General features: G+C 71.8%; 15 protein-coding genes. 4 read left to right on the plus strand and 11 right to left on the minus strand.

The window, feature by feature from the left end; translation table 11 throughout:
* Window positions 1–6 precede the first annotated feature (6 nt).
* The 3 genes from ABT296_RS05050 to ABT296_RS05060 all read right to left on the minus strand — a co-directional run bounded on the left by ABT296_RS05050 (window position 7) and on the right by ABT296_RS05060 (window position 2,050).
* Window positions 7–165 (minus strand): hypothetical protein, encoded by a 159-nt coding sequence (locus ABT296_RS05050; RefSeq protein WP_351923302.1) that lies wholly within the window; start codon window positions 163–165, stop codon window positions 7–9.
* A 129-nt stretch (window positions 166–294) separates the two neighbouring features.
* Entirely contained in the window at window positions 295–756 is a 462-nt protein-coding gene (locus ABT296_RS05055; protein ID WP_351923304.1) for a molybdenum cofactor biosynthesis protein MoaE, read from the minus strand.
* Between the two features lie 181 nt (window positions 757–937).
* Window positions 938–2,050 (minus strand): SDR family oxidoreductase, encoded by a 1,113-nt coding sequence (locus tag ABT296_RS05060; RefSeq protein WP_351923306.1) that lies wholly within the window; start codon window positions 2,048–2,050, stop codon window positions 938–940.
* A gap of 193 nt (window positions 2,051–2,243) precedes the next feature.
* On the opposite strand from ABT296_RS05060, the gene ABT296_RS05065 reads away from it, so the two are divergent.
* Both ABT296_RS05065 and ABT296_RS05070 read left to right on the plus strand, forming a co-directional pair.
* Complete coding sequence (locus ABT296_RS05065) at window positions 2,244–3,680, plus strand: zinc-dependent metalloprotease (protein WP_351923308.1); 1,437 nt, start codon at window positions 2,244–2,246, stop codon at window positions 3,678–3,680.
* The gene (locus tag ABT296_RS05070; RefSeq protein ID WP_351923310.1) at window positions 3,677–4,204 is read left to right on the plus strand and encodes an NUDIX hydrolase; all 528 of its coding nucleotides are present in this window, start codon (window positions 3,677–3,679) and stop codon (window positions 4,202–4,204) included. Before ABT296_RS05065 ends, ABT296_RS05070 begins: the two co-directional genes overlap by 4 nt.
* Window positions 4,205–4,257: 53 nt before the next feature.
* Here the strand turns inward: ABT296_RS05070 and ABT296_RS05075 are convergent, their stop codons facing one another.
* The 4 genes from ABT296_RS05075 to ABT296_RS05090 all read right to left on the minus strand — a co-directional run bounded on the left by ABT296_RS05075 (window position 4,258) and on the right by ABT296_RS05090 (window position 8,154).
* The gene (locus ABT296_RS05075; RefSeq protein ID WP_351923312.1) at window positions 4,258–5,013 is read right to left on the minus strand and encodes an AIM24 family protein; all 756 of its coding nucleotides are present in this window, start codon (window positions 5,011–5,013) and stop codon (window positions 4,258–4,260) included.
* A gap of 17 nt (window positions 5,014–5,030) precedes the next feature.
* Window positions 5,031–5,711: an AIM24 family protein gene (locus tag ABT296_RS05080; RefSeq protein WP_351923314.1), complete on the minus strand. Its 681-nt coding sequence runs from the start codon at window positions 5,709–5,711 to the stop codon at window positions 5,031–5,033.
* A 13-nt stretch (window positions 5,712–5,724) separates the two neighbouring features.
* Entirely contained in the window at window positions 5,725–7,425 is a 1,701-nt protein-coding gene (locus ABT296_RS05085; protein WP_351923316.1) for a TerD family protein, read from the minus strand.
* A gap of 132 nt (window positions 7,426–7,557) precedes the next feature.
* Complete coding sequence (locus ABT296_RS05090; protein WP_351923318.1) at window positions 7,558–8,154, minus strand: M48 metallopeptidase family protein; 597 nt, start codon at window positions 8,152–8,154, stop codon at window positions 7,558–7,560.
* A 237-nt stretch (window positions 8,155–8,391) separates the two neighbouring features.
* On the opposite strand from ABT296_RS05090, the gene ABT296_RS05095 reads away from it, so the two are divergent.
* Window positions 8,392–9,621, plus strand: a complete 1,230-nt coding sequence (locus ABT296_RS05095) for a TOMM precursor leader peptide-binding protein (RefSeq protein ID WP_351923320.1) — start codon at window positions 8,392–8,394, stop codon at window positions 9,619–9,621.
* Entirely contained in the window at window positions 9,614–10,981 is a 1,368-nt protein-coding gene (locus ABT296_RS05100; protein ID WP_351923322.1) for an ABC1 kinase family protein, read from the plus strand. The genes ABT296_RS05095 and ABT296_RS05100 overlap by 8 nt, the downstream gene beginning before the upstream one ends.
* A gap of 3 nt (window positions 10,982–10,984) precedes the next feature.
* On the opposite strand, the gene ABT296_RS05105 is transcribed toward ABT296_RS05100, so the two are convergent.
* The 4 genes from ABT296_RS05105 to ABT296_RS05120 form a co-directional block, all read right to left on the minus strand.
* Complete coding sequence (locus ABT296_RS05105) at window positions 10,985–11,191, minus strand: hypothetical protein (RefSeq protein ID WP_351923324.1); 207 nt, start codon at window positions 11,189–11,191, stop codon at window positions 10,985–10,987.
* A gap of 199 nt (window positions 11,192–11,390) precedes the next feature.
* On the minus strand, window positions 11,391–11,714 hold the full coding sequence (locus ABT296_RS05110) for a putative WhiB-interacting protein (RefSeq protein WP_351923326.1): 324 nt from the start codon (window positions 11,712–11,714) through the stop codon (window positions 11,391–11,393).
* The gene (locus ABT296_RS05115) at window positions 11,711–12,079 is read right to left on the minus strand and encodes a WhiB family transcriptional regulator (protein ID WP_351923328.1); all 369 of its coding nucleotides are present in this window, start codon (window positions 12,077–12,079) and stop codon (window positions 11,711–11,713) included. Before ABT296_RS05115 ends, ABT296_RS05110 begins: the two co-directional genes overlap by 4 nt.
* A 173-nt stretch (window positions 12,080–12,252) precedes the next feature.
* Window positions 12,253–12,582, minus strand: coding sequence for a hypothetical protein (locus tag ABT296_RS05120; protein ID WP_351923330.1), 330 nt, complete (start codon window positions 12,580–12,582; stop codon window positions 12,253–12,255).
* Window positions 12,583–12,590 lie beyond the last annotated feature (8 nt).

Genomic DNA, 12,590 nt, shown 5'->3' on the forward strand with positions numbered 1-12,590 from the left:
GTCCCGTCAGGGCCGCGTCTTCTCCATGGCGGCACGAAACCGGGCATATCCGTCGAGTTCGGGGCCGTCGCTGCGGGCCTTGCGGGTCCGATTGGCCCAACCGCCCCACAACCCGGCACCGATCGCAGCGACAAGCGGAATCAGCAACCAGGCGAGCGCCGCCATACCGTCCTCCCGACCCCAATGAGCGACCGCAACTGACTGATCAGCAGATTAACCATCCGCAGTGACAACGCTCGTGCCGGGGGTGCGGTTACGCAAGCGGAACAAGGGACCTCTGGTGCCGAACGAGGGTCAGCAAGCGCCGACCCACTCCTCGGTGCCGTCGGAGAACGTCTGATGCTTCCAGATGGGCACGTCGTGCTTGAGGTCGTCGATCAGCTTCCGGCACGCCTCGAAGGCCTCACCACGGTGGGGGCAGGAGACGGCGACGACGACGGCGAGGTCACCCACCTTCAGGTCCCCGACCCGGTGGACGGCGGCCAGGGCACGCACCGGGAACTCCGCGACGACCTTCTCGGCGACGCGCCGCATCTCGCTCTCGGCGCTGGGGTGGCAGGAGTACCCGAGCGCGTCGACGTCGGCTCCGCCGTCGTGGTTGCGCACGGTCCCGACGAACAGGGCGGTCCCCCCGGCGGCGTCGTCGCCCACGGCCCGGAAGACCTCGTCGAGCGAGAGCGCGCTCTCCCTGATGGAGATCAGCTTGATGGGGTCCTGCGCGGCCAGCTCACCGGGGTGGTCGTTCGTGGGTGCCATGGCTCCATCGTGCCCCACCCCTCGGACAACCGGGAATACCGAAATCACCCGTCAGACACACGTACCTCTTTGGAGCCTCGTACAGGAGCGACGCCCGTACGGCGGTACGGGCACGGGCGACTTCTCCGTACGGCTGGCCTCGGCGCGCCGGGCCGCCGACCCGGCGCGCCGAGGTCAGGGGTCAGATCCGCCGCCGGGCCTTGCGGGCGCGGCGCACCACGGCCGCCGCGCCCAGCAGCGCCACCGTCGCCCCGGCCGCGCCCGCGGCCGTCGCGTCCTTGCGGCCCAGCCGCCGCCCGGCCACCGTGTGCCAGCCGGCGACCTCCTCCAGCAGCTCGGCCAGCACTTCCTCGTTCGTCCAGCGCGGCCGCCACCCCGCGTCGTGCAGCCGGCTGCCGCTCACCACCCAGGGGTACATCGTGTAGGCGAGGTCCCCGGCGGGCGACGGCGTCAGCCCGATGCGGTGCAGCCGGGCGGCGGCCCCGAGCGCGACCGCGGAGGGCAGCTCCATCCGCCGGATCCCGCTCAGCTCCTCGACCTCCTCCTGCTCCAGCCATCCGTCGCAGCCGACGGCCAGCTCCCCGTCGACCTTCTCCAGGACGGCGTACTCCAGGGCGCTGCACAGGTCCTCGACGTGGCAGAACTGCCAGGCGGGCCGCGAGCCCGCCACCACCAGCAGCCGGGGCGACTCGAAGTACCTGGTCAGCGCGGTGTCGGTGCCTCCTACGAGGACGGCGGGCCGTACCACGGTGACGTTCAGCCCCGGGTGCGCCCGCGGGGCGCGCCGGGCGAGTCGCTCGACCTCCAGCAGGTCTCCCACCCCGGTGGCCTCGGCGGTGGCCCGCAGCTCCGCGTCCTCCGACAGCGGCAGCTCGTTGTCGGGCAGGGCGCCGTAGACCATCGACGAGGTGCACAGCACGACCCGGTGCACCCCGGCGGCGGCGGCCGCGGTCAGGACGGTCTGGGTCCCCCGGACGTTGTAAGCCGTCCGGGCGGCTCCGTCGGTCTCCAGGTCGAGATCGAGGGCGAGGTGCACCACCACGTCGGCGCCGCGCAGCTTCTCCGCGATGGCCGGGTCCCGCACGTCCAGGATGTGCCACTGCACACCCGCGCACTCGCCCCGGCGCTCGTCGATGGCGATGACCTGCTTGATCTCCTCGGACGCGGCCAGCCGCTCGGTGAGCAGCGCTCCGACGCCGGACGCGGCACCGGTTACCGCGACGACGGGCCCGCGGGAGGCGGGACTGGTTGACTGGTTTCGCGCTGCGCGAACCTGCGGATCAGGGGAACTCACCGGGCGTCTCCAGCGGTTGTCTTCAGTACGGGCGCGAACGACGCGTACGTACCAGGTGGCATCCATCCTGCCGCAGGCCGGGAGTCGGCGAAGCACCGAGGCCCCAACCGCCCGTGGTGTCTACGCTGGGTGGTGTTATCGGGCAGTCGCGCCGTCGGAGTGAGACCGGCGGCCTTACCAGCCGAGGAATCCCGTGAGTGACACCCCATTCGGATTCGGCCTTCCGCCGGAGGAGCCGGACGACGGCGACGAGGGCAAGAAGAAGGACCAGCAGAGCGGTGGAGGTCAGGGACCGGCCAACCCGTTCGGATTCGGCGGGCTGCCCGGTGCCGGTGGCTTTGGCGGCCCCGGCGCGGACAACCCGTTCGCTGCCATGTTCGGTTCGCTGAACCCCACCGACCTGGGCGCCGCCTTCCAGCAGCTCGGGCAGATGCTCTCCTACGAGGGCGGCCCGGTGAACTGGGACATGGCCAAGCAGATCGCCCGCCAGACGGTCTCCCAGGGCACCTCCGACGGCGTCAAGGACGCGAGCGTCGGCCCCGCCGAGCGCACGGCCGTCGAGGAGGCCGTCCGGCTGGCCGACCTGTGGCTCGACGACGCGACCTCGCTGCCGTCCGGCGCCGGCTCCTCGGTGGCCTGGTCGCGCGCGGAGTGGGTCGAGGCGACGCTGCCGGCCTGGAAGGAGCTGGTGGACCCGGTCGCCGAGCGGGTCGGGACCGCGATGGGCGATGTCCTGCCCGAGGAGATGCAGGCCATGGCGGGCCCGCTGATCGGCATGATGCGCTCCATGGGCGGCGCCATGTTCGGCACCCAGATCGGGCAGGCCGTCGGCGTCCTCGCGGGCGAGGTCGTCGGCTCCACCGACATCGGCCTGCCGCTCGGCCCGGCGGGTAAGGCCGCGCTGCTGCCGGTGAACATCGAGACGTTCGGCAAGGACCTGGGCGTGCCGAAGGAGGAGGTGCGGCTGTATCTCGCCCTGCGCGAGGCCGCCCACCAGCGCCTCTTCGCGCATGTGCCGTGGCTGCGCTCGCACCTGTTCGGCGCGGTCGACGGCTACGCGCGCGGGATCAAGGTCGACACCGCCAAGCTGGAGGACGTGGTCGGCCAGTTCGACCCGCAGAACCCCGAGCAGCTCCAGGACGCCCTTCAGCAGGGCATGTTCCAGCCGGAGGACACGCCCGAGCAGAAGGCGGCCCTGGCCCGTCTGGAGACGGCTCTGGCCCTGGTCGAAGGCTGGGTGGACGCGGTGGTGCACGCGGCGGCCAAGCCGAGGCTGTCGTCCGCCGACGCGCTGCGTGAGACGCTGCGCCGCCGCCGCGCCTCGGGCGGGCCGGCCGAGCAGACGTTCGCCACGCTGATCGGTCTGGAACTGCGTCCGCGCCGGCTGCGCGACGCCTCGCGCCTGTGGGCCTCCCTGACGGACGCGCGCGGGGTGGACGGCCGGGACGCGCTGTGGGCGCACCCGGACATGCTGCCGACGGCGACCGACCTGGACGACCCGGACGGATTCGTCCACCGTGAGCAGATGGATTTCTCCGAGCTGGACAAGATGCTCGGCGAGGCGGCCGGCGGTTCCACCGGGAAGCCGGACCTGACCAAGGACCCCGAGAAGGACGACGACGACAAGTGACCCTGTTCGACGACGCGGTCCTGGTCCTGAAGGGGTACGAGGACGGGACCGCGGGCCAGGCCGAGCTGCGCCAGGTCTATCTGGACCACCTCTCGGCCCGCCCCGACGGCATGTGGAAGGCCTGCGAGGCGGGGCACATCACGGCGAGCGCCCTGGTGATCGACCCCTCGCGCGGGCGGGTGCTGCTGACCCTGCACCGGAAGCTGCGCATGTGGCTCCAGATGGGCGGGCACTGCGAGCCGGGTGACGCGACGCTGGCGGCGGCGGCCCTGCGCGAGGGCACCGAGGAGTCCGGCATCGCGGACCTGGTGCTGCTGCCGGGCGGCCCGGTCCGGCTGGACCGCCATCACACCCCGTGCGCCTGGCACCTCGACGTCCAGTACGCCGCCGTGGCCCCGCCGGGTGCCCTGGAGGCCATCAGTGACGAGTCCCTGGACCTGCGCTGGTTCCCCTACGACGAGGTGGCGACCGTGGCCGACGACTCCGTCGTACGCCTGGTCGAAGCGGCCCGCGCGCGGCTGTGAACGAGTGAGGGGTGACCGCCCGGGCGGTCACCCCTCACTCGTTCGGTGCTCGGTCAGTTCCAGACGTTGCCCTGGTTCTGGGCGCGGACGCCCTGCTGGCCCATGCCGTACTGCGCGGCGAGGCCCGAGCCGATCTGGGCGTTCTGCGGCGGCAGCAGCTCGCTGGGCTGCACCAGCGCGTAGCCGCTGCCCATGAAGCTGAGCTCCCAGCCCTCGCCGGTGCTGCCGCGGCGCCGCCACACCCCGGAGGAATGCGTCTGGGCCTGCATCTGCACCCGCAGCCCGGTGGACCAGGCCACGATGGCGTCGGCATCGCAGTTGACGTACTTGTCGGGCGTGACCTGCATCATCAGCGGCATGCCGGAGGTCATCAGGGCGACCTTGCCGCGGCCGGTGATGTTGAGCTGGTACTTCCCCGAGCCGGAGATGCCGTAGAGGCTGTCCACGGCGATCACCTCGTGGTGCAGGGAGGAGTCCATCGCCAGCACGTAGGTGCTGTCGACGGTCAGCCCGTCCTGGTCCACGTCCACCATGTGGATGTGCTGCTTGAGGTTGGCGAGGTAGACCGTGCCCTGCCCGTGGCAGCGCATGAGGTCGAGGCCCTCGCCGGTCTGCGCACGCGAGCGTCCCTGGCCGCTGTTCTGGTACTCGGCGTCGAACTCGACCAGGCCCTGGTAGGCGACCATGGTGCCCTTGCGGGCGAGGATGTCGTCGTGTCCCTCCAGGGTGAGCCGGAGCATCTGCTTGTTCTGCAGGCTCCAGCGCTCCTGGGACTGCTGGTCGTTGTAGGCGAAAAGCGGACTCTGCATGACGTTCTGGCTCCCCCTCAGCCCCGGACCCGAAGGCGGTCGGTGCTGTCCTCGCTGGGCTGGACGACGACGATGCCCTGGCCGGAGAAGGCCATCTGGAAGGCCTCGCCGCTGCCCCGGCCGATGAGCGACTGCGCCTTGAAGCTGCGCTTGCCCTTCACCTTCAGGTTCGGGGACCAGGCCACGAGCGCGTCCGGGTCGACGTACGTCTCGTTCTCGCCGCCGCCGCAGTCCACGACGATCGGCTTGCCCCGGGAGGTCAGCGCGACCCAGCCCTGCCCGGAGATCTTGGTGTTCCACAGGCCCTGGCCGGCGAACTTCGCCAGGCCCTTGACCCGCTCGACGCCCCACGTCAGATGGGCGTCGAAGGCGAGCAGGTTGGTGGCGTTGACGGAGATCCCGTCGCCGTTGAGGTTGATCACCACGACGTTCGCGCCGTAGTCGGCGAGGTAGAGCAGTCCGTCGCCGGAGCACTTCATCAGCGGCGCGCCCTCACCGGTCATCCAGTCCTTGGCGATCTGGCGGACGGCGGGCGGGTTGGGCTCGTACTGCACGAACCCCTCGTAGGCGACCATCGACCCCACGCGCGCGAGGAGGTCGTGTCCGCTCTGCATGGCGACCTTCAGCATGTGGTTGCCGTGGTTCTCCATGCGGGCGGTGACGGGTGCGGGAGCGTAGCCCGCGAGCGGCTGGTTCATGACGGACTCTCCCTCAGATCTCGTACGGCTGGACGACGATGAAGTTGCCGGGAGCGCCGCGGAACTGCAGGTTGACGCTCTCTCCGGTGTCGCCGGGGTAGGCGTTGCGCCGCATGCGGACCTGGCTGGAGACGACCACCTGGGAGGCGGCCGACCAGGCGACCACGGCGTTGCAGTCGGCGAAGGTGGTCGGCGTGACCGGCAGGACGACGGGCGTGCCGTGCGTCTTGACGACGATCGTGCCGGTGCCGGTGAACTGCATCGTGAACAGCGCGCCGCCGGGGATGCCGTGTCCCTCGATCCGACGGACCTCGTACTGGAGGCTCTCGTCGAAGGCGAGGACGTTCTCGGCGGAGACGCAGATGCCGTCGCCCTGGAGCTCGATGGGGTGCACCATCGTGTTGTTCTCGGCGAGGAACACCTGGCCCTGGCCGGTACAGCGCATCAGCTGCATCTCCTGGCCGGTGGCGTTGCCCACCACGCGGCCGGCGAACCCGGCGCCCTTGTAGCTGAAGTCGACCTTGCCCTGGTAGAGCACCATGCTGCCCTGCCGGGCCAGCACCGGCTGGCCGCCGATGCCGAGGTCGACGCGGACCATCTTCTTGTTCTGCTGCGTCCAGCGCTGCCCGGTGGGCGTCTCGCGGAACTTGTCCAGCGCGGCGGCCACGCCGGGCGCCTGGGAGCCGCCGCCCTGCGGGGCGCCGTAGGGGGCGGCCTGCTGTCCCGGGACCTGCCCGTACGCCGGCGGCTGCTGACCGTAGCCGGGAGGCGGGGTCGGCTGGCCGTACCCCGGGGGCGGGGTGGGGGCCTGCGGCGGCGCGGGGTGGCCGTAGCCGGGGGGCATCGGCGCGCCGGAGGCGGGCGGCTGTCCGTACGGCTGCTGCGGCGGCTGCCCGTAGGGCGCGGGGGCCGGGGGCGGCGGCGGTACCTGGGTTCCGCCGGGCGGCGTCATCGGGGCGATGATCGTCGGCTGGGCGTGCATCGACGGAGCGGGGGCCGGGGGCGGCGTGAAGCCCTGGTGGGCGGGTTGCGGCGCGGGTGCGGGAGCCGGGGCGGGCGCGGGGGCCGGTGCCGGGGCTGCCGCCGGGGCGCCGAACGCGGGCGGGGCGGCGGCCTGGGGCGGGGGCGCGAAGCCGGGGGCCGCACCTGCCTGGGGCTGCTGCGGGGCCGCCGCGGGCGTCTCCTCCTCCGCGACCTCGCCGCCGAAGTTCTTCAGCAGCGCGTCGAGACCGCCGTCGAAGCCCTGTCCGACCGCGGCGAACCGCCAGACGTCCTTCAGGTAGAAGTCGCCCAGCATCACGGCGCGCTCGGTGGTGAACTCCGAGCCGTTGAACGCGTAGCGGGCGACTTCCTCGCCGCCGGCGACGATCCGCAGGTAGCCGGGGCCGACCTGCGACATCTGGCCGGCGCCGTCGATCGTCGCGGTGAACGACAGCTTCTGGATCTGCGCGGGGATCCGGTCCAGCGTGACGCGGAAGGACTCCGTGTCCCCGGACTGGGCGCCCAGGAGCTGGATGGACTCCTCAGGCGACTTCGGCTGGTTGAAGAAGACGAAGTAACGGTCGTCCGAGAGCCGCTCGTCGGCGTCGAGCCCGAAGCAACTGATGTCGAACGTCAGTCCGGGGCCGGAGATCTGCACGCCTACGTACAGGTCCGTGCCCGCGGTGAGGTCACTGATCTTGGCCTTGTGGCCGCGTTGGAATTCCCTGGCCATGCGTAACGACCGTCCCCCATCCCGAATGCGAGTGCGTCGCGCCAGGCTAACGGCAAACCCGGACACTCGACGAAGTCGGTACAGAGCCGGTACAGAAGTGACGCCCCGGGATGTCTGTGGGTCGGATCCCGGTCACTCTCCGCGTGCGCCGGGCAGGTGCGGCAGCCGGTCGGCGGCGACCACGCCTTCGAGATAACCGCGGGCCCGCTCGGTGCGCGGGTAGGCCTCCAGCAGCCGCCAGAAGTTGGGCCCGTGCCCCGGGACGAGCAGATGGGCGAGCTCGTGCAGCAGGACGTAGTCGACGACGTACTCGGGCATGCCCTGGAGGCGGTGGGAGAGGCGGATGCTGCCCTCGGCGGGGGTGCACGAGCCCCAGCGCGTGTTCTGGTTGGTGACCCAGCGCACCGAGTCGGCCCGGGCGCGGCCGCCGAAGTACTGGTCGGAGAGGCGTTGCGCGCGCTCCGCGAGTTCGGCGTCGCCGAGCACCCGCTTGCTCTCCTGGGCGGCCAGCTTGTCGAGCATGACGCTCACCCAGCGCTGTTCCTCGGCCTCGGACATCCGGGCGGGGATGAGCACGACGGTGCGATCGCCCTCGCGGTACGCGGAGACCGTCCTGCGGCGCCGGGCGCTTCTGCGCACCTCGATCGCGCTCGCCCCCGAACCGCTCGGCGGCGGGCTCGTCGTGCTGCGCTGTGGCATTCCGGCGCGGTGCAGTGGGTCGACGGACACGCCCCGACGTTACCCGCTGCACATGGGGGAAGTCCCGACTCCGGTACGGTTCGGCGCCCGGACGCCGCCATGCGTCGGATTTGTACGACGAATCCCCGGGCCTGTGGACAACTTTCGGCGGCGGCCGGCGGGTGCCGGGCATGCTGGCTCTCGCCGGGACGACCGCGGCCGACTCGTGACCGCACGGCCGACCGCTCCCGGTGCAGGGGAACGGAACAGGAGCAACGGGGGCATGGCATGCATCCGATGGTGAAGCCGGCGCTCAGGCGCGGCTGGCGCGATCTCAACACCGTGCAGTTCGGGATGACTCCCGCGCACGCGATGACACTCGGGCCGATGGACACGGCGACGGGCAGCTTTCTGGACCTGCTCAACGGCACCCGGGGAGTGGACCTGCTGCGCACGGAGGGACGCCGTATGCGGCTGCCCGACGAGCATGTCGACGCCCTGGTGGCACGGCTGGCCCGGGCGGGACTGCTCGACGACGCCCGCGGGGGCGGCGCGCCCGGTGCGGAACTGCGCCGGCGCAAGGAGACCCTGGACCGGCTCCGCCCGGACCTCGCCTCGCTCTCCCTGACCACGTCCGAGCCGGGCGACGCGATCCACCGGCTGGCCGCCCGCGGCTCGCTGCGGGTGCAGGTGCGCGGCGCGGGCCGGGTGGGCGCGGTGCTGGCCGCGCTGCTGGCGGGCGCGGGCGTCTGCGAGGTCGACGTGTGCGACGGCGGACGGGTCGAGCCGTGGGACGTGGCGCCCGGCGGACTGCCCGCCGAGGCGGTCGGCGAGCGCCGGGACGAGGCGGCCCGCCGGGCCGTACGCCGGGCGGCTCCGGCCGGCCAGGCCCGCCGCGGTCCGAAGGCGCCGCCCGCCGACGCCGAACCGGGGCGCTCCCTGGTGATCCTCGCCCCGCGGGACGACGTCTCGGTGCACGCTCCCGTGCCGTCCGCCGCCGAGCCGTTGATCGCCTCCGGCACTCCGCACCTCTACGCCGGGGTGGTCGAGGGAACCGGGGTGGTCGGCCCGCTCGTCCTGCCGGGCGAGACGAGCTGCGCCGGGTGCCTGGAGGAGGGACGCGCGGACCGGGACCCGGTCTGGCCCCGGCTGGTCGCGCAGTGGCGTTCGGGCGGAGGCAGGGCCCGTCCGGTGCCGGCCTGCGATCTGGCCCTGGCGACCACCGTCGCGGGACTGGCGGCGGCGCACGCGCTCGCCTTCCTCGACGGACGGACTCCGTCGAGCGCCGGCGTCCGCTGGGAGGTGTCGCTGCCCGGTCTGACCTGGCACGCGCGCCCGGTCTGGGCGCATCCCGGCTGCCCGTGCGGCGCCGCGGGGAAGAGCGCTCGGAAAGGTAAGGAAGGACACACCCCCACGGACGGGGAGGCGCACGAGACAATGGCGGAGCAACGGCCGTCGAGAACGTCACGCCGTCAGGTGGGCGCACGGCCGGCTGGGACCTGGAGGGCGCATGTCTGATCTTCCCCGGAAGGCGGTCACCCGGACCGCCAAGCTCGCCGCGCTCCCGCTCGGCTTCGCCGGGCGGGCCACCTGGGGACTGGGCAAGCGGATCGTGGGCGAGTCCGCGGAGCTGGTCGGCAGAGAGCTCCAGCAGCGCACCGCCGAGCAGATGTTCAAGGTGCTCGGCGAGCTCAAGGGCGGCGCGATGAAGTTCGGGCAGGCCCTGTCCGTCTTCGAGTCGGCGCTGCCGGAGGAGGTCGCGGGTCCCTACCGTGCGGCGCTGACGAAGCTCCAGGAGGCGGCGCCGCCGATGCCGACCCGCACGGTGCACGCGGTGCTCGCCGAGCGGCTCGGCGAGGACTGGCGCGAGCTGTTCGCCGAGTTCGACGACAAGCCCTCCGCCGCGGCCTCCATCGGGCAGGTGCACCGGGCGGTGTGGCAGGACGGCCGCGCGGTGGCGGTCAAGGTCCAGTACCCGGGCGCCGGCGAGGCCCTGCTCTCGGACCTGACCCAACTGAGCAGGTTCGCCCGTCTGCTGGGCCCGCTGATTCCCGGCATGGACATCAAGCCGCTGATCACGGAGCTGAAGGACCGCGTCTCGGAGGAACTCGACTACGGCCTGGAGGCGCAGGCCCAACGGGTGCACGCGGAGGAGTTCGCCGAGGACCCGGACGTCGTGGTGCCCGGCGTGGTCCACCAGTGCGACCAGGTCCTGGTGACGGAGTGGATCGACGGCATCCCCCTGTCGGAGATCATCGCCGACGGCACCGAGGAACAGCGCGACCGCGCCGGTCAGTTGCTGGCCCGTTTCCTCTTCTCCGGTCCGGCCCGCACCGGCCTGCTCCACGCCGACCCGCATCCGGGGAACTTCCGGCTGCTGCCCGGCGACCCGGACGACGAGGAGGCGTGGCGTCTCGGCGTCCTGGACTTCGGCACGGTCGACCGTCTGCCGGGCGGGCTGCCGACCCCGATCGGCGACTCCTTGCGCATGACCCTGGAGGGCGACGCGGAGGCCGTCTACGAGCTGCTGTGCCGGGAGGGCTTCGTCAAGGAGTCCATAGAGCTGGACCCGGACGCGGTCCTCGACTACCTTCTGCCGATCATCGAACCGGCCGAGGTCGACGCGTTCACCTTCACCCGGGGCTGGATGCGCAGCCAGGCGGCCCGTGTCGCCGACCCCCGCTCCCCCGCCCACCAGTTGGGCAAGCAGCTCAATCTGCCGCCCTCCTACCTGCTGATACACCGGGTGACGCTGAGCACGATCGGCGTCCTGTGCCAGCTGGGTTCGACGGTCCGGCTGCGTGAGGAACTGGAGGAGTGGCTGCCCGGGTTCCTGCCGGAGGAGGACATCGAGGAGGATTCGGCCGCGGAGGCCTGAGGGCTACCACCAGGCCGAGTCCAGCCGTCCCTCGATCGCCCGGAGGTTCTCCCGGGAGCAGCTGTCGCAGAAGTAGCGGCGCTCGCCGTTCTCCACGGAGCAGGTCCAGGTGGGCCGGGGGCCTTCGCTCTCGGCGCCGCAGCCGGCGCACACCAGCGGCTGCCGCTCCGTGGCCAAGCCGTCGTCACTGCCTCCGGGAAGACGCGTCACATCGCGACGATAACGCCGTAGCCGCCCCAGGTCGTGTCGGGCCGTTCCGGTCGTCGCCCGCAGGGCGGCGGCGCCGCGTGGTCGGACCCGGAACGGTGCGCACGACGCACCGCGGGGGCCGGTCCGTTCGGACGGACCGGCCCCCGCGGGGAAGCTGCTTTCCTCCCTCACGGGGAGGCCGTTGCCTCAGGCGGTTCGATTACTGCATGACCGCGATGGCGATCGCGCGGCGGGCGCGCAGGGAGGCGCGCTCGGCACGACGCTGCATCCGGCGCGCGGTCAGCAGGCTGGCCGCCCGTCGTTCGCTCTCGGCGTCGCGCAGGCGCTCTTGCATATGCGCACGGGCCAGGGCTTCTGGGATGAGTTGCATTTCGCGGGTCCTGTTCTGGCGTGACTCGATCACGCCGGTGGTGGTGAAGTCTTCAGGCGCGCTGCCTGCGTGTTCGCTGGTTGACGGCTTCATCGGGGCCTGCTTCTTGGGGTCGTGCGTGAGGGGACGGTCGATGGTTCCTGGGGTGTTCATGCTGTGACCGGGTTCTTGCGCGGGCGGCCACGCGGCCGCTTCCGGGCGACGACGACACCCTGGACGAACAGCTCGCCACCCCAGACGCCCCAAGGCTCACGCCGCTCCTTGGCACCGGCGAGGCAGGCCTCCATCAGCGGGCAGGTACGGCAGAGGGCTTTGGCGTACTCGACGTCCGCGGGCGACTCGGCGAAGAAGACCTCCGGGTCGTAGGAGCGGCAGGGAACGGGTACGCCGAGGTTCTCGATGGCGTCGTCGAGCGCGGTGAGCGCAGTGAGCGGGGTCAAGGCGGAGTCCTCCGTGAGGCCGGGCGGGGGGATCGTTTCGGAAGGCGGTACGGACGGGGCGTGCGCTTCGAGTTGCACGGTTCGTCTTCCTCGTCTGGTCGTTCCGGTCGGGTGGGACCGGGTGGCGGCTGGTACCGGGTTCTTTTCTTGTCCCGAGGCCCCTTCGCTCCGTTGTCCCCGTTCGGGAAAAACAGAAGGGCCGCGGATCCCGGATGGGGTTCCGCGGCCCTGAAGGCGCCGGCCTGAGTCGATCAGGCTGGATCACTCCAGGGTTCTGGCCCACGGAAGGCCCACATCTGGTGGTGCTTCGTGCTCTGCGTCCGGAATCCGGCACCGGTTGCCGTAAAGGCATAGGCCTTGGCCTGTGCCACTACTGCCGCTTCCAGTGCCTGGGTCGGTCGCTCATCGCGCTCATTGACGGGAAGACCCGCGAGAGACACGGCGGACGCCGGACGGACGGCACGAATGCCGGACAGACCGGTGCCCTTGTTCGAGGCGCCGAGCAGGCACAGGGAGGCGACGACCGAGGGATCGGTCATTTTCGCGGTGCTGACAAGGGAGCTGGCGTTGATGCTGATCACTGGACTCG

The sequence above is a fragment of the Streptomyces sp. NPDC000983 genome, assembly GCF_040299205.1.
Taxonomy (GTDB): Bacteria; Actinomycetota; Actinomycetes; order Streptomycetales; family Streptomycetaceae; genus Streptomyces.